The 21611-nt window shown below is 68.5% G+C and carries 20 protein-coding genes; 16 read left to right on the forward strand and 4 right to left on the reverse strand.

Annotation, left to right across the window (positions count from 1 at the left end):
* Window positions 1–138: 138 nt before the first annotated feature.
* The 4 genes from ggt to Q7W02_19385 form a co-directional block, all read right to left on the reverse strand.
* Entirely contained in the window at window positions 139–1815 is a 1677-nt protein-coding gene (gene ggt, locus Q7W02_19370; protein MDO8478314.1) for a gamma-glutamyltransferase, read from the reverse strand.
* Window positions 1812–2429, reverse strand: a complete 618-nt coding sequence (locus tag Q7W02_19375; GenBank protein ID MDO8478315.1) for a hypothetical protein — start codon at window positions 2427–2429, stop codon at window positions 1812–1814. Before Q7W02_19375 ends, ggt begins: the two co-directional genes overlap by 4 nt.
* A gap of 62 nt (window positions 2430–2491) precedes the next feature.
* Window positions 2492–2998, reverse strand: a complete 507-nt coding sequence (locus tag Q7W02_19380) for a hypothetical protein (GenBank protein MDO8478316.1) — start codon at window positions 2996–2998, stop codon at window positions 2492–2494.
* Between the two features lie 34 nt (window positions 2999–3032).
* Window positions 3033–5615, reverse strand: coding sequence for a DEAD/DEAH box helicase (locus Q7W02_19385; GenBank protein ID MDO8478317.1), 2583 nt, complete (start codon window positions 5613–5615; stop codon window positions 3033–3035).
* 77 nt (window positions 5616–5692) lie between these two features.
* On the opposite strand from Q7W02_19385, the gene Q7W02_19390 reads away from it, so the two are divergent.
* The 16 genes from Q7W02_19390 to Q7W02_19465 all read left to right on the forward strand — a co-directional run bounded on the left by Q7W02_19390 (window position 5693) and on the right by Q7W02_19465 (window position 21474).
* On the forward strand, window positions 5693–6451 hold the full coding sequence (locus Q7W02_19390) for an SDR family oxidoreductase (GenBank protein ID MDO8478318.1): 759 nt from the start codon (window positions 5693–5695) through the stop codon (window positions 6449–6451).
* Window positions 6448–6984, forward strand: a complete 537-nt coding sequence (locus tag Q7W02_19395) for a hypothetical protein (GenBank protein MDO8478319.1) — start codon at window positions 6448–6450, stop codon at window positions 6982–6984. The genes Q7W02_19390 and Q7W02_19395 overlap by 4 nt, the downstream gene beginning before the upstream one ends.
* 146 nt (window positions 6985–7130) lie before the next feature.
* Window positions 7131–7469, forward strand: a complete 339-nt coding sequence (locus Q7W02_19400) for a cupredoxin domain-containing protein (protein MDO8478320.1) — start codon at window positions 7131–7133, stop codon at window positions 7467–7469.
* A 15-nt stretch (window positions 7470–7484) separates the two neighbouring features.
* Window positions 7485–8324, forward strand: coding sequence for an FTR1 family protein (locus tag Q7W02_19405; protein MDO8478321.1), 840 nt, complete (start codon window positions 7485–7487; stop codon window positions 8322–8324).
* Window positions 8321–8512, forward strand: coding sequence for a (2Fe-2S)-binding protein (locus tag Q7W02_19410; protein ID MDO8478322.1), 192 nt, complete (start codon window positions 8321–8323; stop codon window positions 8510–8512). The genes Q7W02_19405 and Q7W02_19410 overlap by 4 nt, the downstream gene beginning before the upstream one ends.
* Window positions 8509–8988 carry a bacterioferritin gene (bfr, locus tag Q7W02_19415; GenBank protein MDO8478323.1) on the forward strand — a complete coding sequence of 160 codons (480 nt, stop codon included), beginning with the start codon at window positions 8509–8511 and terminating at the stop codon, window positions 8986–8988. The genes Q7W02_19410 and bfr overlap by 4 nt, the downstream gene beginning before the upstream one ends.
* A complete protein-coding gene (locus tag Q7W02_19420; protein ID MDO8478324.1) occupies window positions 8985–9158 on the forward strand; it encodes a hemin uptake protein HemP in 174 nt (57 codons plus the stop codon). The genes bfr and Q7W02_19420 overlap by 4 nt, the downstream gene beginning before the upstream one ends.
* A 335-nt stretch (window positions 9159–9493) precedes the next feature.
* Window positions 9494–11095 (forward strand): FTR1 family protein, encoded by a 1602-nt coding sequence (locus Q7W02_19425; protein MDO8478325.1) that lies wholly within the window; start codon window positions 9494–9496, stop codon window positions 11093–11095.
* Window positions 11096–11115: 20 nt separating this feature from the next.
* Entirely contained in the window at window positions 11116–11685 is a 570-nt protein-coding gene (locus Q7W02_19430; GenBank protein MDO8478326.1) for an iron transporter, read from the forward strand.
* A gap of 13 nt (window positions 11686–11698) precedes the next feature.
* A complete protein-coding gene (locus tag Q7W02_19435) occupies window positions 11699–12268 on the forward strand; it encodes an iron transporter (GenBank protein ID MDO8478327.1) in 570 nt (189 codons plus the stop codon).
* Between the two features lie 139 nt (window positions 12269–12407).
* Window positions 12408–13763: a 4Fe-4S binding protein gene (locus tag Q7W02_19440; protein ID MDO8478328.1), complete on the forward strand. Its 1356-nt coding sequence runs from the start codon at window positions 12408–12410 to the stop codon at window positions 13761–13763.
* The gene (locus Q7W02_19445; GenBank protein ID MDO8478329.1) at window positions 13760–14764 is read left to right on the forward strand and encodes a multicopper oxidase domain-containing protein; all 1005 of its coding nucleotides are present in this window, start codon (window positions 13760–13762) and stop codon (window positions 14762–14764) included. Before Q7W02_19440 ends, Q7W02_19445 begins: the two co-directional genes overlap by 4 nt.
* A gap of 269 nt (window positions 14765–15033) precedes the next feature.
* Complete coding sequence (locus Q7W02_19450) at window positions 15034–16335, forward strand: hypothetical protein (GenBank protein MDO8478330.1); 1302 nt, start codon at window positions 15034–15036, stop codon at window positions 16333–16335.
* Between the two features lie 811 nt (window positions 16336–17146).
* Complete coding sequence (locus Q7W02_19455; GenBank protein MDO8478331.1) at window positions 17147–19327, forward strand: hypothetical protein; 2181 nt, start codon at window positions 17147–17149, stop codon at window positions 19325–19327.
* 189 nt (window positions 19328–19516) lie between these two features.
* Complete coding sequence (locus Q7W02_19460) at window positions 19517–20812, forward strand: amidohydrolase (protein ID MDO8478332.1); 1296 nt, start codon at window positions 19517–19519, stop codon at window positions 20810–20812.
* On the forward strand, window positions 20809–21474 hold the full coding sequence (locus tag Q7W02_19465) for an alpha/beta hydrolase-fold protein (protein ID MDO8478333.1): 666 nt from the start codon (window positions 20809–20811) through the stop codon (window positions 21472–21474). The genes Q7W02_19460 and Q7W02_19465 overlap by 4 nt, the downstream gene beginning before the upstream one ends.
* Window positions 21475–21611 lie beyond the last annotated feature (137 nt).

The following is a 21611-nucleotide window of genomic DNA, read 5'->3' on the forward strand; positions in this document are numbered from 1 at the left end:
GCGTGTTCCGCGTCCTATGCGCCCCCTCACCCTGTCCCTCTCCCCCTCCGGGGGCGAGGGGATCAAAGCGTCTCCCTCTCCCTCGGAGAGGGAGAGGGTCGGGGTGAGGGTGGCGTATGTGTTCACGCATAATCCGGGCTAAATCCCCGCGGCCGCGGCGTCGTGGAAAGGGTCGAGCCCCGCCTCAAGACCCTTCTTCGTGACGCGGATGGCGACGGGACGCGAGAAGTAGAGCGTGCCGGGGTCCGTCCGCTTGGGCACCACCGGGTGCCCCATGCGCCTTAGGGCGTTCAGAGACGTCTCCCCGACGCGGTCGTCCACCCAGAGGTCGCCGCCTTCCGTGTGCAGCCGCGGCGCCTCGATGGCCGCCTGCGGCGTGTCGCCCAGGTCCACCATGTTCGAGATCACCTGCGGGATGGCCGAGATGATCTTGCGCCCGCCCGGCGCTCCCACCGCGAGATAGGGCTCGCCCTTCCTGAAGCCCAGCGCCGGCACCATGTTGACCAGCGGCCGCTTGCCAGGGCCAACGGAGTTGACGCGCCCCGGCTCGGGATCGAACCAGATCATACCGTTCTGGAGCAGGATGCCCGTGTCCGGCACGACCATGCGCGAGCCCCACAGCGACACGGCCGTGTTGGTGAGGGAGACCATGTTGCGCTGCCGGTCCACGGCGCAGAGGTGCGTGGTGCAGTCGGCGGCGCGCCCGCCCAGCTCGTAGCGCCAGGGGTCGGGCGCCGGGCGCGCGCTGCGCGGTCCGTTGGGCTTGAGGGCCGAGGCCGCCTTCGCCGCGTACTCGCGCGAGACGAGCCCGTCCCACGGCGACTTGACGCGCTCGGCGTCGCCCAGGTGCTCGAGCCTGTCGAGGAAGGCGCGGCTCACCGCCTCTGCGCGAAGGTGCAGCCCCGTCGCCGTCTTCCACGTCGTGCGCGCCTTCGGGAACTGGGCGAGGATGTTCAGCGTTTCGAGCGCCGTGATGCCGCCCGTCGCGCCGGGCGAGAACGCCAGCTCGAGGCCTCGGTACTCGCCCATGAGCGGAGGACACACCCGGGGCGCGTAGCGAGCGAGGTCGTCCTTGGTGAGCATGCCCCCCTTGACCCACATCTCCTCGTGGATGGCCTGAGCGATGGCGCCCGTGTAGAAGACCGCGGGCCCGTCCTTTGCCAAGAGGCGCAGGCTCCGGGCGAGGTCGGGCTGGCGGAAGACTTCGCCGTCGCCGAGGGCCGGCGTCCGATAGACGTAATGACCGTCCCGGAGATAGTTCTTGGCCGTCGCGGGAAAGGCCGCCAGCTCCTGGCAGAAGATGGCCGTCGTCAGCGCCACGTACCAGTCCGGCACGAAGCCTTCTTCGGCGAGCGTGATCGCGGGCTGAAGGACGTCGGCCAGGTCCATGGTGCCCCAGCGCTCGAGAGCAAGCGTCAGCCCCGCCACCGAGCCCGGCACCGCCACCGAGCGCGGCCCGAAGACGTTGGCGTCGTCCACCACGCGCCGCCACGGGAAGAGGCCGGTCGAGACGCCCTCGCCCAGCTCGAAGCAGGTCTCGGAGGCCGCGGCCGGCGCCTCGACATTGAAGTCCACGCAGAGCGTCTCGCCGCGCCGGGCGAGATGGACGAGCATCGTGCCGCCGCCGGCCAGCGAGGACATGAAGGGCTCGACGACCGGCATCGCGAAGGCCGTGGCCACAGCCGCGTCCACCGCGTTGCCGCCGCGCTTGAGGATCCCGGCGCCGACCTCGGCGCCCAGCGGGTGCTCCGCCACGACCATGCCCCGGGGCGCCAACGGCGTGCGCTTCGTCGCGAAAAGCGTCGAGCGGATCATGCGGCCTCCTTGAGGAACTCGAAGGGATGGAGCCGGCAGCTCCACACGCCGGCGTCGTTCTGGATGAGGAAGCACACGCGCACGCTCGGGCCCGCATGGGCCGTCCAGAGGAAGGCCGCGGCGTCTTCCGCCTCGCCGCACTCGTCGCAGACCCAGGCCGTCCCGAACTGCTCGGGCTCCTGCCGCGCCACGGCGTAGGCTTCAGGAGTGACGAACAACGGCCGCTCCCCGGGCAGGAACGCGCCGATGTCGTCGAGGTAGGGCAGCAGCGGCCGGGCGACGGTGCCGCGCCACGCGTCGAGCACGGGCAGCACCGGCGTCTCGACCCCGGCGGCGACCCGGTCAAGCGACGGGCTCATCTCACCGCGCGCCAGCAGACAATGCTGAAGGAACCCGCGGAGCTCCGGGAGACCGACCTGGCCGCGGTAGAGGAGCCCGGCGAAATCCTCGCGCTCGACCGGAGCCAGGAGGAAATAGGGCGAGGCGGGCGGGATATCGAGCGCGGGTCCGGCCACCTGGTACAGCGGCATGCCGTCGGCGCTCTCCCCCCGCCCGCTGTACCAGACGAGGGTAGCGGCGTCACCGGGCGCGATCCACGAGGGCAGCTCGGCCATCAAGGCTTTCAACGCGTGGAGAGTGTACCACCGGTGCCGGGCCTAGGGTGGCGGCGAGCCTGCTACTGGTCGTCGTCCTTGTCCCACTTCCCCCGCACGCGGATCATGCTGACCACGGCCTTGTCGTCGATGTAGAGAACCCAGCCGAGCGGATAGACCCAGGCCTCCTTGGCCTTGCCCTGGACCTGGGACCAGTGCCGCCGCGCCAACGACGCCATCAGCGCCGGGTCGATGGTCCGCTCGTCGGGGTCGTCCAGCAGCACCTTAACCTCTTCCTTCGTGCTGCCGACGCTGACCTGCCGCCAGAAGCGGAAGGTGCTGTAGCGCGTCTCGTTCTGGAACTCCGGGTGCTCCCGCAGGTACTTGAAGACCTTCTCCTCCATCTGCTCTTCGTAGTGCCGCTTCTCGTCCCAGCCCATATCCCGGCCGTTGGCGGCGAAGGAACGCGCGATCTGCATCTCCTGGGCGATGGGCCCGCGCGTGGTCTGCTCGACGTTGGGTTGCGGCGTCGCGCAGGCAGCCGCTATGAGCCCAGCCGCGACGACCCCGGCCAAGCGAAGGACACGCATGAGCATGTTCTCCACCTTTATCTGACTACGGACTCTAAATTAGGGCGGACTCGAGCACGATCCCGCGGTCCACCACCCGGGCCGCCCGCCCGAGCAGAGCCCCCAGCGCCTGCGGCACCTCGGGCGCTTCCCCGAGCTGGCGCAGCAGGTCGATGAGGCGCCGGAGGGCACGGATCAGGTCGCCCTCGTGGCCACCGAACGACTCCTCTACGATACCAGACCAGTCGTCTTCCCCGGAAGCCCAGCGGAAGACCGAGGGCATGAATCCGGTCGAGACCCCGACGGGCATCGGCAGGTGGTGCTGGCGCTGGACGTCGAGCACCGTGTGGGCCACCGACTCCAGGTCCTGGAGCTTGCGCTTGAGCTTGGGGCGCTTCTTGAGGAAGAGGCGCGCCACGGTCGAATCCCCCGAGCGCGACTCCTCGATGAGACACGAGCAGAGGGCCGCAGCCTCGGCGAGCGTGGTGTCCTCGAGGATGCCGCGGTCCACCATCTCGGCGACCAGGAGCTCGTTGTCGTGGCGGAAGCCGGCGATGAGCTGCCCCTTGGCCAGGAGCTTGCCGTCCTGGACGGCCCCGAAGCGCTCGAGGACGGCCACTACGCGGCAGAACTCCTGCCAGTAGGCGTTCTTGAAAGCGTCGAGCATCTCGCGCTTCTGCCCGAGCCGGCCGTCGAGCGCCTCGAGCCCCTTCCAGGACTGGTCGCACTTGCTCTGGCTGCCCCAAGGGCACCGGTGGCATTCGATAGCCGCGAGCTCGCCCTCGGGCCCCCTGCTCCGCTCGCGCTCGACGAGCTCGGGAATCGAGAGCCCTTCGAGCTGCTCGGAGAGGCTCTTTGTCCGCCGCTCCCAGTCGCGCGGCAGGTGGAACGGCGGCGTCTGCCAGAAGATCTTCTTGATGTTCCCTTCCTTCATCTGGACGGTGACGCCGCGGGGCAGCAGCACGGTCACGAGCATGCGGTGGCGGCGACGGTCGAGGCCGCAGATGAGCCCGAGCGAGGCGCCGCTCTTCCGCCTCACCAGCGCCAGGCGCCCCGGCTCGGCGTCGGCGGCTCCACGCGCACCGCGCCCGGACTTCCCACGCGCCATGCGCTGCTGCTCGACCTGGGCGCGCGCGGCGCGGTAGCGGCCGATGCGCGGAAAGTCGCCGCACGGCGCCTCGAAGCTTCGGCCGTCGGACAGCGCCGTCTCGAGACTTGCCACCTCCGCCTCGAGGCCGCGGATCTTCTTGAGGTTCTGGTACTGGCCGAACGACGACTCGACTGTGCGCCGGATGGTCGCCATGTCCTGCCCCGTCGCCAGCAGGAGCGCGACGGAGCCGTAGCCCAGCTTGAACTGGCTCATGATCGGCTCTGGCGGGCCGTCCACGACGCGCATCATGTCCTCGAAGCCGTCGCGGACGTCGAGTGCCATGACGCACTTGCCCTCGGGGTCGATGCCGCGCCGGCCCGCGCGGCCGGCCATCTGGGTCAGCTCGTTGTGAGTGAGCGATCGGAAGCCGCGGTCCGTGCGCTTGGTCAGGGACTGCAGCACCACGCTCTTGGCAGGCATGTGGATGCCGAGCGACATGGTCTCCGTGGCAAAGACCAGCTTGCAGAGCCCGCGCTCGAAGAGGAGCTCGATGAGGCGCTTCACGGAGGGCAGCACGCCCGCGTGATGAAGCCCCACGCCCATGCCGAGCGCCTGGAAGATCGACTGGTTGAGCGGGGACTCGGCGATGGTCGGGGTGTCGGAGACCGCTTCGCGGATGGCGTCGTCCACCTGCTGCTGCTGGCTCCGGGAAAGGAGCGGCTTGCCCTCTGCCAGCACCGTCTCCATCGCCCGCTCGCAGCCGGCGCGGCTGAAGATGAAGTAGATGGCGGGCAGCCAGCCGCGCGTTTCCAGCTCGTCGAGCATCACCGTCGGGTCCACCACGCGGCGCGTGTACCACCGGCCCTTGTCGTTGTGGCCGCCCTCGCGCTCCTGGCCGAGGAGGCGCACTTTGCCGTTGCGGACCGCGTCGTAGTCGTGGATCTCCCCCGAGAGATCGGCCACGAGGTACTGGAGCGGCACGCTGCGATGCGGGTGAGTGATGGGGACGATCGGGCGGTGAACGAGGCTGATCCAGTCGGCGATCTCGGCGATGTTCTTGACCGTCGCGGAGAGGCCCACCAGCGCGACGTCCCGAGGCGCGTTGACGATGATCTCCTCCCAGACGGTCCCCCGCCCCTCGTCGCCCATGTAGTGGCACTCGTCCAGCACCACGAACTCGAGGCCGTCGAGGCCGCCCGTGTAGAACATGTTGCGCAGGATCTCGGTAGTCATGACGACGACGGACGCGCGCGCGTTGACCTTGACGTCGCCGGTCAGGATGCCGACGTGCTCCGGGCCGAACTGCCGGCAGAAGTCGGCGTACTTCTGGTTGGACAGCGCTTTGAGCGGCGTCGTGTAGGCGATGCGGCGCTGGTGCGCGAGCGTGGCGTGAATGGCGAACTCCGCGACCAGCGTCTTGCCGGAACCAGTCGGCGCCGACACGATCACGGACTTGTCGTCCTGGATGGCGCGGATGGCGTCCAACTGGAAGGGATCCAACACGAACGGGTAGCGGGCCTTGAATGACTCCAGCAGGTCGTTACTCACGTCCGAACCTCCCCTCGCCGCTTCATCACCTTAGCACGGTCTTGCGGGAGCGGGAAATCCCGCTTAGGCTGTCGTGCATGAAGCTCACCGGCAAGGTCGCCCTCATCACGAACGTCAGCGAGTTCATGGGCCCAGCGATCACGGAGGAGTTCTGCCGTGAGGGAGCCTCGGTCGCTCTCCACGACCGCAACGAAGCGGCCGCCGCGCCCATCGCCGCCATCGCCGCCGGATTGGGGCGCGAGGTGCAGGTCCTCACCGGCGATCTGACGCGCCCGGCCGAGGCCGACCGCGTCGTCGACGCGGTGGTCGCGCGCTTCGGCCGGCTCGACATCCTCGTCAACAACAGCGCCAACCCGCCCACGGGCAGTCCGACCGAACAGGTCACGGACGCCCAGTGGCGCGCGATGATGTCCCGCCTCCTCGACGAGCCCTTCTACTGCCTGCGCGCGGCGCTCCGCGTGATGCGCCCGGCCAAGCGCGGCAAGATCATCAACATGTCCTCGGCCGCGGCCTTCCCCGGGCTGGCCAACTACGCCGCCTACAGCGCGGCGCGCGCCGGCGTCAACGGCCTCACCAAGGCCGTCGGCCGCGAGGTGGCGCGCGACGGCATCCAGGTCAACGCCATCGCGCAGAACTACGTCGAGAACCCGACGTACTTCCCATCATCGCTCACGAACGACCCGCAGAAACTCGCGCGCATGGTCAAGAACATCCCGGCGGGCAGGCTCGCGCGCAGCGAGGAGTCGGCGCGGCTCGCGGTATACCTGGCCTCGGAGGACGCCGACTTCTTCGTGGGGCAAGTGATCCCGTTTTCGGGCGGCTGGGTGTCGCCGTGATCGTCTCGCATGTCGGGATAACGGCGGCCGACGACTACCTGGAGCGCCGGGCCGCCCACCGTGAGGCGCATCTCGCGCGGATCACGGAGCTGCGCAGGCAGGGCTTCGTGATCGGCGGCGGCCCGTCGCCCGACGGCAAGACGGCCGACATCGTATACCGCACACCGCAGGCGGGCGACCTGACGCGGCTGATCGAGGAAGATCCGTACTGGACAGGCGGCGTCTGGAAGGCCTGGCAGCCCCGCGACTTTTCCCAGTTCCTCGAGCCGTGGGAGATGGTGCCGCTCGTGCTCGACGGCTCGCGCAAGGTGACGATCGTGGAAGGTGAGGCGCCCGACGTCGAGATGGCCTCCTTCGCCCTGATCGAGGCGCGCGGCGGAGGCCGCATGGCCTTCGGCGGCTTCTTCCCGGGCGGCGCCACGTGGGCCATCATGCGCTCGACGGAGCCGGACAAGGTGCTGGCGGAGCTGGCAGAAACCGGATTCTGGAAGCCCGGCAGCCTCACAGCCCGCTTCCTGCTGCACGTGCTCTAGACGCCGCCGACCCGCTAGCCCGCCCTCTGTCTCCCCGAACCCTCCCCGGCCGGGTCGGAAGGGTACCCTAAAATTCCGTTGACACTAGTCCTAACTTTAGGTATACCTAACGAACTTTCACCCAAGGAGGCGGCGACTTGAAGCGCATGGTCATGGCAGGCGTGGCAGGACTCCTTCTGGGGGCGGCGTTCGTAGCGGCGCTCCCGGCCGGCGCACAGGCGCCCCAGGAGATCCCGCTCGTGATTGAGAAGAACCGGTTCCAGCCGGACGTCATCAAGGTCAAGGCCGGCGCGCCCTTCGTGCTGGTCATCACCAACAAGGACAAGGGGCCGGAGGAGTTCGAGAGCAAGGACCTCAGGATCGAGAAGATCATCCCCGGGGGCAAGACGGTACGGCTCAAGATGCCGGCCCTCAAAGCGGGCAAGTACCCCTTCGTGGGCGAGTACCACTCCGAGACGGCCAAAGCCACCATCGTCGCCGAGTAGATCGCCGGGGACCGCATGGGCGCCACCTTCGTCGTCACGCTGCGCGAGGCCTTCGAGGCCGCGCTGATCCTGGGCATCGTCTACAGCTATCTCGAGAAGATCGGGGCTCGCGACGGTTTTCGGTACGTGACGTGGGGCGGGGCGCTGGGCCTCCTGCTGAGCGTGGCCATGGGGATAGCCGTGACCTACCTGACGGGCCCGCTACTCGACGTCGGCCCCGAGATCATCACGGTGGTCGTCATCTTCGCGGCCGTGGGCCTGCTGACGTGGCACGCGTGGTGGATGCAGCAGCACGCGCGGCTCATCGGGGGACAGGTGCAGCATCGCATCGATCTGGCCCGGGCCCGGAATCGCCTGTGGGTCGTGGGGCTCATCGCCTTCACCGGCGTCTTTCGCGAAGGCGCGGAGACCGTCCTGTTCCTCTGGGGCATCCTGGCGCAGGCCGGCGCCGAAGCCGGGTGGGGCAGCGCGGCGGGCGGCGTCGGGGGAGTAGCGGGCGCCGCTGCCTTGGGTTTCACCATCTTCCGCAGCGGCAAGCACGTGAGTCTCTCACGCTTCTTCGGCATCACCACCGCGTTCATCATGCTGCTGGCCGCCGGATTCCTCAGCAATGGCATCGGCCGGCTCCAAGGCCTAGGGGTCCTGCCTCTGTCGGATCCGCTCTGGAACACCTCCTGGCTGCTGAGCGACGGGAGTGTCGCCGGCGGCTTCCTCTCGGGCCTCGTCGGCTACCGCGCGCAGCCCACTCTCCCAGAGGTCTGCGCCTACGTCGCGTATCTGATCGTGGCAGGCGCGCTCTTCTTCGGCCGCAGGACGCCGGACGCCGTCGGCCTGGCAGACCCGACACGGTCATGATCGTCTGCCTCTGCCGCGATGTATCCGAACGCCAGGTCGAGACGGCCGTCGCCAGGGGCGCCGCGACGGTGCACGAGATCTCGCGTGCCTGCGGCGCCGGCAGCGACTGCGGCGCGTGCCAGCACCTGCTCGCCGCGCTCATCGAAGACGCCCGCAGCGCGGTGTGCGCATCCGGAGGACGGAAATGAAAGGACACGACGAGATCATCGCGCTGCTGAACGGGGTCCTCACGGCCGAGCTCACGGCCATCAACCAGTACTTCATCCACGCGCGCATGTGCGAGAACTGGGGCTACGAGCGGTTCTGGAAGAAGCTCCGCGCGGAGGCGATGGGCGAGATGCACCACGCCGACCAGCTGATAGAGCGCATCCTCTACCTCGAGGGCGTGCCGAACGTGCAGCGGCTGGGCAAGGTCAACGTCGGGCAGACCGTGCCCGAGCAGCTGCGTCTCGACCTCGAGCTGGAGCGGGCGGCCGTGGCGGCCCTCAACGCGGGCATCGAGCGGTGCCGCAGCCTCGGCGACAACGGCAGCCGCGACCTCCTCGAGGAGATCCTCAAATCCGAGGAGGGACACATCGACTGGATCGAGGCGCAGCTCGAACTGATCAAGCAGGCGGGCGAGGGCAACTACCTCGCCCAGCAGATAAAGGAGAGCGGCGCGTGATCGAAGAGGCCCCGGAGATCCCCGTCGCAGAGCAGGCCGCCGAGAGCCCGGTTGCCCGCATCACGAGCGGCGAGATCTTCCGCGGCCGGCGCGACGTCGTGATCGTCCATGGCGGCACGGAGTACCGACTCCACATCACGAAGGCGGACAAGCTGATCCTGACGAAATAGCCGTCGAAGCCGTTCATCCAGCCAGCCACCCAAAGCCCTTCGCTTGAGGCAGCAAGCCAATAGACGCCGGCGGCCCCTGGACCGGGCCGGCAGCGAGGGGTTCGTGCACCACATCGCCACGCTCGTCGCCATGCTCGCCAAAGGTGGGCCCGTCATGGTTCCGCTGCTCGTGTATTCCGTGCTCTCCCTGTCCGTCAGTCCGCCTCGAAAATCTTCCTTGACATTAGAGTAGACTAAGGACAAATATTAGGCATACCATCATAACAATTTAGAAGGCTCCCTGACCAACGTTTCGCGTTGGAGTCGTGGCGCGCGAACCGACTAGGAGCACAGCGATGACAAGACAAGCGAGCGTGGGGACCGGAAGCGGCGCCGTCATCGGCTTGCTGCTCGCCGCCTCGATCGCGCTGGGCGCGACCGGCGCGCCCTCGGTTCCGTGGCTGGACGTGGCCCGCGAAGTCTCGAGCGCGCTCGATCGCGCCGTGAGGGCGTACGAGGCGAACGATCTGCCGGGCGCGCAGGACCTTGCCGCCGAAGCGTACTTCGGCCCGTTCGAAGACAGCGGCATGGAGGTCGCGATCCGCCGAGAGATATCCGCCCGGCGCGCGAGGGACCTGGAAAAGATGTTCGCGGAGGTCCGCCAGGCGATGGGGAGAGGCGAGCCGGTGCCGCGGGTCCGGCAGCGAGTCGCGACGCTGCGGGAGGCGCTGGACCACGACGCGCGGGAGCTCGTCCGGGTCGGGGCGACGGCGACATCCCTCGCCGAGAAGGAAGACCGTCCCGGGCCTGGGCCGGAAGCGGCCCCGCGCGCGGTCGGGGCGGAGGCGCTGACGACGCAGATCTCCGCGCGCCTGGACGAGGCGCGGGAGCGGTACCGTGCCGGCGACCGCGAGGGGGCCAAGGCGCTCCTCATGAGCGCCTACTTCGATCTCTTCGAGGGGCAGGGGCTGGAGGCCGCCGTGGCGGCCCGCGTCCCAGGACGCAAGGCCGAGATCGAGGCGGGCTTCGCGCACGTCCGGGGCTTGATCGCCGCCGGGAAGCCCGCGGATACCGTGGCCGAGGCGGTGGAGGCGCTGAAGGCTCGAATCCGTCAGGCGACGGCGCTTCTGGGCCAGACCCACGGCCGGTGGGGAGCCTTCCTCAACGGGCTGATCCTCATCGTGCGCGAGGGCTTCGAGGCCATCCTGATCGTCACAGCCCTCGTGGCGTACCTCCTCAAGTCCGGCCACGGGGATAAGGTCGGCGTGGTCTACCGGGCGAGCGGCGTCGCGCTCTTGGCGAGCGTCCTGACGGCGATCGCGATCCGGACCCTCTTCACCGTGAGCCCCCGCCATCAGGAGACGCTCGAGGGCGCCGCGATGCTCCTGGCCACCGCCGTGCTCTTCTACGTGAGCTACTGGCTTACCAGCAAGGCCGAGGCCGACCGCTGGCAACGGTACGTCCGGGCGAAGGTGCAGGCCGCGCTCGGGGCGGGCAGCCTGGTCGCGCTCTGGTCCGCCGCGTTCCTGTCAGTCTATCGGGAGGGTGCCGAGACGGTCCTGTTCTACGAGGCGCTCCTCGCCGGGAGCGGCCCCGGCGAGGGAGGGGCGGTACTGGCCGGTCTCGGCATCGGGTCCCTCGTCCTCGTCCTGATGTTTCTCCTCCTCCGATCCGGCGCGCTCCGCATTCCCATCGGGCCGTTCTTCACGGTCACGTCCGTGCTGCTCTACTACCTCGCCTTCGTCTTCGCCGGCAGGGGCATCCGGGAGCTGCAGGAGTCGGGGCTCGTCGGGATCACGCCGGCGAGCTGGATCCCCACGTGGGACTTCCTCGGCCTCTACCCGACCTGGGAGAGCGTGGGGCTCCAGGTGGTCCTCGTCGGCGCAGCGGCCGTCGCGGTCGGCCACCTCTTCCGGCGGCGCGGGAAGCGGGCGAGCGCCGAAACGGTTCACCCATGACCTCGAGGAGGGAGAAGCGCATGAGTGCGCGTCGAACCATCGTCGTCGCAGCAGCCCTGGCGCTCGGGCTCGTACCGGAACCGGCGCTCTCCAAGGAGGTCCCCATCGGGGAGCCGAAAGTGATCGAGGCAGCGGGGCTCGAGGTGGCGGCCGTTTATCTCCAGCCGATCGAGATGGAGCCGGCCAGCCACCAGGGCAAGCCGCTCTACCTCCCGAGGGCGAAATCGGACATCCATCTCGAAGCGGACCTCCGCGCCGTGAAGGGCAACAAGCACGGGTTCCGCGACGGGGAGTGGGTGCCGGCCCTCACCGTGCGCTACTCGCTGAAGCACCTCGACACCGGGCAGGAGCAGTCGGGGCTGCTCCACCCGATGGTGGCCAACGACGGCCCTCACTACGGCGCCAACCTCAAGATGCCCGGGCTCGGCAACTACAAGCTGATCTTCCTCGTCGAGCCCCCGGGGAGCGGCGGCCCGGACGCGCCGGTGGGGCAGGGATTCGGTCGGGCCGCGAAGGTGCCCTGGTGGAAGCCGTTCCAGGTGGAGTGGACGTTCACATACCTCGGCCCGGGCAAGAAGGGCGGCTACTAAGGGGGTGGCGACCATGACCGCGACGATGAAGATCTCTCGGGGCGCGCTGCTGTTCGGCATCCTCCTGCTCGTGGGCCTGGTCGCTTCGTCGCCGGCGGCCCCGAAGGAGGCCGCGATGGAGTCGATCTCCAGGCCGGAGGCTGGCCTGACCATCGTCGTCGGCTCCCAGCCGCCGCTCGCCGTGGAGGGAGCGGACGCGACGGGCCGGCCGCTGTTCGCGTCGCCGGACGGGGCGTCCCTGTTCCTGGCCGTTGATGTCCGCGCGCAGAAAGGGAACAAGAACGGGTTCGGCGCCGGCGAGTTCGTCCCGTACCTCTCCGTGTCGTACCGCCTCCGCCGGCAGGAGGGCGGCGAGGCGGGGCAAGGCGATCTCCATCCGCTGATCACCCGCGAGGGGCTGCGCTACGGCAACAACCTCAAGCTGCCCGGGCCCGGTGCCTACACCATCACGGTGACGATCGAGCCTCCCGTCAAGGTCGGGTTCGGGCGTCACACCGACCTCGAGACCGGCGTCTCCCGCTGGTGGAGCCCGTTCCAGGTGGAGTGGACGCTCAAGCATCCCCGCGTCGCAGGGAGCCAGTGAGATGAGGTGCCCGGCAAGTCCTTCGGTTCCCGTCGAGCCTGGAAGGAAGCTCGAGGGGGCTCATCCCCAACCGCAGGGGCCTTCGCCCGCGACGCGTCCTGCCTTCCGGTCGGGGCTGGCCGGCCGCATCGAGCTGGCCTTGCTGCAACACCCCCGGGTCCTCCCGGGGCTCCACGTCTTCATGGTGTTCTTCTATCTGGCACTCATCCTGGTGCCGCCGTTCCTGCCGACGCCGCCCGCTGACGCCACGCCCTTCACCAACGTCGTCCGTTTCTCGCAGTTCGTCTTCTGGTATCTCTGGTGGCCCTTCGTCGTCCTCTCGATGATTCTCTTCGGCCGCGCCTGGTGCGGCTTCCTCTGCCCGGAGGGGGCCCTGGCCGCGTGGGCCTCGCGGTTCGGGGGGGACCGCCCCATCCCCCGCTGGATGCGCTGGGGCGGGATCCCCCTCGTCGCCTTCGTCGGCATCACGATCTACGGTCAGCTCACCGGTGTCTACGAGTACCCCGCGCCCCAGCTCCTGATCCTCGGCGGGTCCACGGCGCTGGCGGTGACGGTTGCCCTGATCTACACGCGCAGGGGCTGGGTCTGGTGCCGCTACCTGTGCCCGGTGAGCCTGCTCTTCGGGGTCTTCTCGCGCCTCGGCGCCATGCACTTCCGGGTGGACCATGCCCGCTTGGCGGCGTGGACGCCGTGTGGTGGGCAGACCGGGAAGAAGGATCCGTGCCCCGTCTTCATCTATCTGCCGAAGATGGCGACCAACCGGTACTGCCTCATGTGCTTCCGGTGCGCCGGCTGGCGGGATTCGATCCACCTAAGACTCCGTCGCCCGGGAGAGGAGCTGCTCCACATCAACACCGCCGAGCCGCTCATCTGGGAGGTCGTCTTCCTCTTCGGCGCGATCGGCCTCCCGCTGGGCGTCTTCCACTGGACGGTCGATCCCCTCTTCCAGCGGCTGAAGCAGCTCCTCGGCAGCCTCGCCCTCGCCTCAGGGCTCGGGAGCGTGATCGGCGCCACGGCTCCCTGGTGGTTCCTGTCCAACCACCCAGACGCCGGCGAGGTGTTCAACCTGCTCGACGGGATCAGCATCGTCACCTTCCTGCTCGGCGCGACCCTGCTCGCCATCGGCCTCCTCTCGGCCGCCACGTGGCTCTCCGCCCGCGTGCTCGAGCCCGCCCTCCGCGAGCCGGCCGGGATGCGAGAGTTGTTCACCCGCATCGGGTACCTCTATACGCCCTTGAGCCTGCTCTCGCTCTTCCTCGGCCTGAGCCAGCTCACCTTCGGCTATCTCAAGGGCGTGGGCTTCCCCGGGCTTGCCACCGACGTGATCCGGGGCGCGCTGCTGGTCGGAGGGGCCCTCTGGAGCCTTCATCTCGCGCGCCGGATCCTGGCGCTCCAGACGGCCGAGCACCGGCGCGTCAGGCTCGCGCTCCTGCCGCACCTGGCCGGCGTCGCGCTCATCATCGCCGCCTGGGCCCCGGTCTTCTACCTCTGGTGAACATCAAGATGCCGGGCGTCGCCACCTCTCACCTGCGCCGCGTGTCCGCGCTGCTGGCGCTCGCCCTGTCGCTGGCCACCGGCCTGTCGGTGCTCGTGGTCGTGCGCGCCCCGGCCCGGGGAACCAGCCAGGTGCGCCATTATTACATCCAGGCCGAGAACGTCGACTGGACCCTCGTGCCGACGGGCTACTACGACGACAAACTCGGCCGCGAGGTGCCAGCCGGGGACACGCGGTTCCCGGCCATCGTGCTGCGCGGCTACGAGGACTCCGACTTCAAGCGCCCGCTCCCGCGGCCGCCCTGGATGGGCATCCTGGGCCCGATCCTCGAGGCGCGGGTCGGCGACCAGGTCGTGGTGCACTTCCGCAACAGTGACTTCGGCTATGGCCGGCCCCACAGCCTCCACGTCCACGGCCTCAGCTACCGGATCGCCCACGACGGCGGCTGGATGCCGCACCTGGCGCCGCCCCAGCCTGGGACCGCCGTGCCCCCCGGCGGCGAGCACACCTACGAGTGGGAGGCAGACCCGGACTCGGCGGGCACGTGGTTCTACCACGACCACTCCGTGGACGCAGCGGACAACGTCAGGCGCGGCATGCTCGGCGGCGTCATCGTGCGGGGTGCCGACGAGCGGCCCGCCGACCGCGAGTACGTGCTCCTCTTCTCGAACTTCCCGCGCACGGTGACCCGGCTGCGGCGCGACTTCTTCACGATCAACGGCGTCGCCTTCATGGGAGGCCTCCCGGGCTTGGGAGCCCGCCTGGGCGAGCGCGTGCGGTTCCGCGTGATCGGCATGGGCGACGAGTTCCACACCTTCCATCTCCACGGCCACCGGTGGACGCTGAACGGCCAGATCGTGGACAACGTGCCGGTGACGCCGGCCTCCACCGCGACGTTCGACTTCGTGGAGGACGCCCCGAGCCTCTGGATGCTCCACTGTCACGTGCTCGATCACGCGGAGAACGGCATGATGCAACACTACGCGGTGACGGAACGGTGACGCCCGCCCGCGCCGACGACACGCCCGTCGCCGTCCGGAAGGACGCGGAGTGCCGCTGCGACTGCGGCAGCCTCCTGGCCCGGCTCTCGGCAGTCGGGATCGAGCTGAGGTGCCGGCGCTGCAAGCGGGTCGTGATCCTCCCGCTCCCGGCGTTGCCCCGCACTCGCCGAGGTCCCCCGTAGAGCGGTCCGCTCATCGGTTCCAGCGGCCAGCGGCCCCGCGCCCCGCGCCCCCGACGACAACGTCACGATCACACGGGAGGGGTTGCGATGCGCAAGGCACTGGTCGCTGGTGTGCTGGGGATCTGCTTCCTGACCGTGCTGGTCGGGAGCCCCGCTCGCGCCGGCAGCGAAGACAAGCTCATACGGCTCCTGATCAAGAAAGGGATCATCACCGGGCAGGAGTACGAGGCGATCAAGAAGGAGGCCGAAGCGCCCGCGGGCGAGCCGCAGCCGGCGCCCCAGGAAGTGGCGGACGCGCTGAGGGACGAGGTGCGGCAGGAGCTGAAGCGGCGCGACGAGGAGTCGATCGCCTTCACGCTGAAGGTGGAAGGCGAGGGCCGGTGGCGCGCCCACAGGGACGTGGGAGACAAGCGCAGCGGCTCGACGTCGGACCTCTTCCTCCGGAGGGCCTCGGTGGGGCTTGAGGCGAGGCCTCTGGACTTCCTCACCGCCCGGCTGGTGCTCACCTCGGAGTGGTTCGGGGCGCAGACGACGGATCAGGGCCAGCCGGTAGACGAGAAGGTGACGATCGACGAAGGGACGATCACGCTGAGGAGCGAAGAGGTCCCGGTCTACGGGGTCTTCGGCTTTCGGACCCAACCGTTCGGCGCCTTCTTCTCGCGCCTGGTCACGGACCCCATGACTCAGGACGCGTACGAGGTCAAGCAGGTCGGGGCGACGCTCGGCCTGACGTTGAAGACGTGGAATCTGGATCTTTCCGCAACCCTCTACCGCGGAGAAGAGCAGATGAGGCACCTGTTCGCGTCCGGCCTCTTCGATGCGAAGTCAGTCGTGCGCTCGACCGACGCGGGCTTACGGGCCGAGACCGACGACGTCACTTCGTTCATCGTCGCCGCGAGCGTTGCGCCGTTCAAGGACCTCGTCCTGGCCGCGGCGATCCTGTCGGAACCCGGGGACGCTCGACGCAACATGACGGCAACGGCCTCGGCAGGGTACACCCTGGGTCGTGTGACGGCGGAGGTCGAGTTCGCCGCCGCCCTGGCCCGGGAGCGCTACGTCCTCCAGAGCTCCGGGGAGCGGCTCGGAAGGTCGTTCGAGGAGAAGATGGTCTCGTTCGGGCTGACGTACAAGCTCGCGAAGCCCCTGGATGTCGCCGCTAGGTTCGAGCACCTCTGGGACGACGGCCTCGCGCGCCAGGCAGGAATCTGGTCGGCCGACAACCGGGTGAGCCTGGGGGTCGGGTACATGCTCTTCGAGCGGGAGGAGACCAACGTGCGGCTTCTGGGCGAGTATCGCTTCACCAGCTACCGCCGCGGTGGCACCGCCCGAGATTTCGCCACCCCGGAGCAGAGCGAAGCGTTCGTGAAGCTCCAGGTCGGCTACCGGTAGATCCAGGGCTTGTGGCGCCTGGAGGGCACGGGGTCGTTGCGCGTCCGACACCGTTTGGCGCGCTCCCGACCTCCGATCCCTCCCGGCGTCAGTCATACACCGTCTCGAGCTAATGGCCGCCGTCCACCTTGAGCGGCGCAGAGCGGACAGGCGTTTGCGGCCAAGATCGACGACGGTTTCGGCACATTAGGCTCCAGGCCGGCCCTCCGAGCAAATGAGACCATGCCGATTCTCGCGTCAAGCGAGGCCGCAGTCCACACCCCGGGGGTTCCAGAAATCCTGAGGAACCGGCTTACACCAAGGGTATGATTTCACAACGTCCATCAGGGATGAGAATGCCGGGTTCAGAAAGAAATGATTTCAGACGTCTCTAGCGCTGGAAGGGCTTTGCAGCAACTCGGCCGCGCGGGTGCGGACCTCGGCGGCGACGCGGCCGGGGGAGAGCCTCCCGCGCAACCGATGGAGTAAGCCGCCCGGCCCCTCGGCGGCGAGCTGGGCTCTCAACCGCTGAAACTGTCGGACGCTGAGGTGCCTTCGGCATTCGTGATCTTCCCTTCGAGGGCGGCCCGGACCAGGCTCGCCCGGGGCACTTCCGTTCGACTCATCGTGAGAGTCCAGACCTCCTGACATAGCCGGACACGCCCGACGGAGAAGATCGGAGACATGCCCATTGCTTGTCCACGATAACCTGTCCGCTTTTTGGGATGGTGCGGGACATTCCTCGTCGAAATCATGAGCGTGATAGCCAACATGGTTGTCCACGATAACCTGTCCGCTTTAACGTCCGGCCTGAGGCACGTAGCATGTCCGGATGAAGCATTCGAACGACCAGCAGGAGTTGGACGTGAGGGCGGTGCCGAACCCGGGAACGATACCGATCAACGGACGATGCACGTTGAAAATAGAGCGCACGGTCCACGTCGTGTATATCGCGGGTCTTCCGATGTATCACTGGGTGGAAGGAGACCGCACGGCGGAAGCCTACGCAATGGTCAGCTTGGTGCGGTGCGGGTATGCGGATCAGAACGATGTGGCTCGATCTTTCGGGTGTTCGACGCGGACGTTGCGACGCTACCAGCGATGCTTCGAAACGGGAGGGATGTCCGCGTTGGGTCGGCCAGATGGCCCGCCGCACGGAGCGCGGTCTACGCCCAGCCCATGGGTGCGGACCGCCAGGGCGTTGCGGCACGCAGGGGTGGTCGTTCGGGATATCGCGCATCGGCTCGGTGTCAGCAAGAGTGTCGTGAGCAAGTGGTTGACGCGTTTGGACACGCCTGCGACGACAATCAGCGTGGTCGGTACGGCCCAGGACGATGGGGGTGGTGTCGTGTCAGCTCCGAGTCTGGACACGGACCCGACGTATCGCCTGCTCGACCGACTACTGGCCCGGCTGGGCAAGCTGGAGGACGCGGAGCCGATCTTCACCCCCAGCCGCCGTATCCCCCGTGCGGGGGTGCTTCTGGCGGTTCCGGCGCTGACGCAAAGCGGTATCTTCTCGGTGGCGGAGGAGGTGTACGGCCACATCGGGCCGGCGTTCTACGGGCTGCGGACGACGATGATGGCGATGCTTTTGATGGCGCTTCTGCGGATCAAGCGACCGGAGGGGCTCAAGGAGCGCGCGCCCGTGGACCTGGGCCGGGTGCTTGGCTTGGACCGGGGGCCGGAGGTCAAGACGCTGCGACGCAAGCTGACCCGGCTGGCGGCCTACGGGAGGGCCGAGGTCTTCGGCCGCAAGCTCGCCCAAAGGCGTGTGGCACGGCGTGGGAGGACACTGGGCTTCCTCTATATGGACGGACACGTGCGTGTCTACCACGGCAACCGCAGGCTACCGAAGGCGCACGTCACGCAGATGCGGATGTCTTTGCCCGCGACGACAGACTACTGGGTCAACGACAAGCACGGTGATCCCTTATTCGTGGTGACGGCTGAGTTCAACGAGGGGTTGGTCCAGATGCTGCCCGCACTGGCCGCCGAGATCAGATCCCTGGTGGGGCCGCGCCGCCGGGTCACGGTGGTGTTCGACCGCGGGGGCTGGAGCCCGAAGCTATTCGCGAAGCTCATCAAAGCCCGATTCGACATTCTGACCTACCGGAAGGGGCGATGGAAGAATATCCCGGCGACGCAGTTTGTGCAGTGCGCGAAGAGGATCGACGGGCGCACGGTGCGCTACGCTCTCAACGACCGGAACGTGCGGCTTCTGAAGGGGCGGCTTTGCCTGCGGCAGATCACGCGTTTGAACGCGCACGGCCACCAGACGCCGATCGTCACGAGCCGCCGGGACCTGCCGGCGGTGGTACTGGCGTATCGGATGTTCGAGCGGTGGCGGCAGGAGAACTTCTTCAAGTACCTCGGCGAGGAGTTCGCCTTGGACGCCTTGGTGGACTACGCGGCCGAGCCGGTAGACCCGGAGCGGACGGTGCCGAACCCGGAGCGACGCAAAGCCGAGAAGGAGCTGGCAACGGCACGGGCGGAACTCAGGAAAGTCCAGGCGCAATACGGGGAAGCAGCCGCGGCGAACGAGGAGGGTCGGCGACCGACGATCCGTGGCTTCAAGATCGCGCACGGCAAACTCGGGCGGAGTATCCGAGATATCCAGGGCCGGATCGGGATCATGGAGGAGAAGCGGAGCCTGATCCCGAAGCGGGTGCCCGCGAAGGACGTCGGCGGCAAGCCGATCATGCGGCTATCGCGGGAGCGCAAGCACCTGACGAATTGCATCAAGATGGTGGCCTACCAGGCGGAGAGCGACCTGCTCGCCCTGCTGCGCCCACACTACGCCCGGGCGGACGAGGAGGGACGGACTTTGGTAACGAGCGCGTTCGAGAGTGCGGGGGACCTGGAGGTCGGCGACGGCGAATTGCGCGTGACGCTGGTGCCGCTGAGTTCGCCGCACCGGAGCCAGGCCATCGCGATCTTGTGCGAGGCGCTCAATGGAATGGACGCGTGCTTTCCGGGGACGAAGCTGAAGCTGCGGTTTGGGGTCACGTCATGAGATGCCGAACCCCGAAAAGCGGACAAAACGGCCAGGGGGCTATGTCAGGAGGTCTGGAGTCTTCCATCTCTTCATGGGGTGACACTCTCACCGATCTGTTAGAGGGTGACGTTTCTACAGACCAACAGCACGAGGAGGCGTGCGGCTGTATTGAGCGAGGCGCATCGGCGCGGTAGAATCCACGCGTCAATGCGCCTCCTGCCCGATCTCGTTTACGCCGACGGTCGCTTCCAGCCCGGGCTCTCCGTGGAGGTAGTCGAGGGGCGAATCGCGGCCATCGGACCGGCGGGCGATCCTGCCGGCGCGGTCCGCCTCGCCGGCAGGCTGCTCCTGCCCGGCACGGTCAACGCGCACTGCCACACCTTCCAGTCGCTCCTGCGCGGGCTCGGTGATGACCTCGACTTCATGGCGTGGCGCGACCGCGTGCTCTACCCCTACTCGACGCGGCTCGATCGCGAGGGCATTTACGTGGGCGCCGCCTTCGCCTTCGCCGAGATGCTGCTCCACGGCGCGACGACCTGCGTGGACTTCTTCTACCTCCAGGACGAGGGGAACGACAACGCCCTAGCCGTGATCCAGGCGGCGCGGGACGTCGGCATCCGGCTGGTGCTGGCGCGCGCGATGTACGACTGGGAGGGAGCGCCGGCGCGCTACCGGGAGAAGCCGGCCGAGGCGGCCAGGCGCACCGCGGATCTGATCGCCAAGTACGCGACGGATCCGCTGGTCCGCGTACAGCCGGCGCCCCACAGCCCCCACGGCGCATCGCCCGCCATGATCCGGGCCGGGTTCGAGGTCGCCCAGTCGGCCGGCACGCCCTTCCACATCCACGTGGCGGAAGGACAGTACGAGGGGGCGCGCACGCTCAAGGAGCACGGCGCGACGCCCATTCGCTACCTCGACAAGCTCGGCGTGCTCGGGGAGCGCATGATCGGCGTCCACTGCGTCTGGCTGGACGACGACGAGGTCCGGCTGATGGGCGAGCGCGGGGCAGCTCTGGCGTACTGCCCGTCGTCGAACATGATCCTGGGCGACGGCATCACCCGGATCACGGAACTCCTCGACGCCGGCGTGCGCATCGGCCTCGGCACGGACGGCGGCTGCACCAACAACCGCCTCAGCGTCTTCGAGGAGATGCGAATGGCCGCGCTGCTCCAGAAAGTGCGGCATCTCGACGGCACCCGAGTCCCCGCGGAGCGGGCGTTCCAGATGGGGACGCTCGACGGCGGCAGGCTCCTCGACCTACAGGTTGGCGACGTCAAGCGAGACATGCTGGCCGATTTCGTCGCGGTGGACCTCGGTCACCCGTCGCTCCACCCGCCCACGAACCTGCTCAAGAACGTCGTCTACGCCATGTCGCCCCAGGCCATCACCGACGTGTGGGTCCATGGGCGCCAGGTCGTGAAAGACCAGAGGCTCACCATGCTCGATCAGGACTCGCTCATGGAGAGGGTGAGGGCGCTCACCCGGGGCTGGACCGCGGGATGAGCGACCTGCTCGAGACGGTCGAGATCGAGACGGGCCGCGAGCCTCGCGCAGCCGTCATCTGGCTCCACGGCCTCGGCGCCGACGGCCACGACTTCGAGCCCATCGTCCCCGAACTCGGCCTTCCGGCGGCGCCCGCCCTGCGCTTCATCTTCCCCCACGCCCCGCTCCAGCCGGTGACCATCAACGGCGGCGCCGTGATGCGCGCCTGGTACGACGTCACGGGGGACGGCCGGCAGGACGCGGCGGGTGTCCGCTCGTCGCAGGTCCGAGTCGAGGCACTCATCGCCCGGGAGCGCGCCCGGGGCGTCGCGGCGCGGTCCATCGTCCTCGCCGGCTTCTCCCAGGGAGGCGCGGTCGCGCTCCAGACGGGGCTTCGCCATCCCGAGCGCCTCGCGGGAATCCTCGCGCTCTCTGCCTATCTCCCCCTCCCGGACACCCTGGCGCAGGAGGCGAGCGAGGCCAACCGCGACGTACCGATCTTCATGAGCCACGGCACCCAGGATCCGGTGATCCCGCTGTCCTGGGCTACGCTCTCGCGCGACCGGCTGACGGCGCTCGGCTACCCCATCCTGTGGCGGGAGTACCCGATGCCGCACGCGGTGTGCGCCGAGGAGATCGAGGACGTCGGCGCCTGGCTCCGAGTCGTCCTCGCCCCAGCCTAGCCTGCTCTTCCAAGTAACATCATCATGCGGGTGAACCGGCGGGGGGTGAGACGTCCGCGGTTTTGGTGAGGGTGTAGCCGAGTTCCTGGGCCCGGCGCATGAGCTGGGAGACGACACGGCTCTGGTAGCGGCGCTCG

The sequence above is a fragment of the Candidatus Rokuibacteriota bacterium genome (genome assembly GCA_030647435.1).
In the GTDB taxonomy this organism is placed as follows: Bacteria; Methylomirabilota; Methylomirabilia; order Rokubacteriales; family CSP1-6; genus AR37.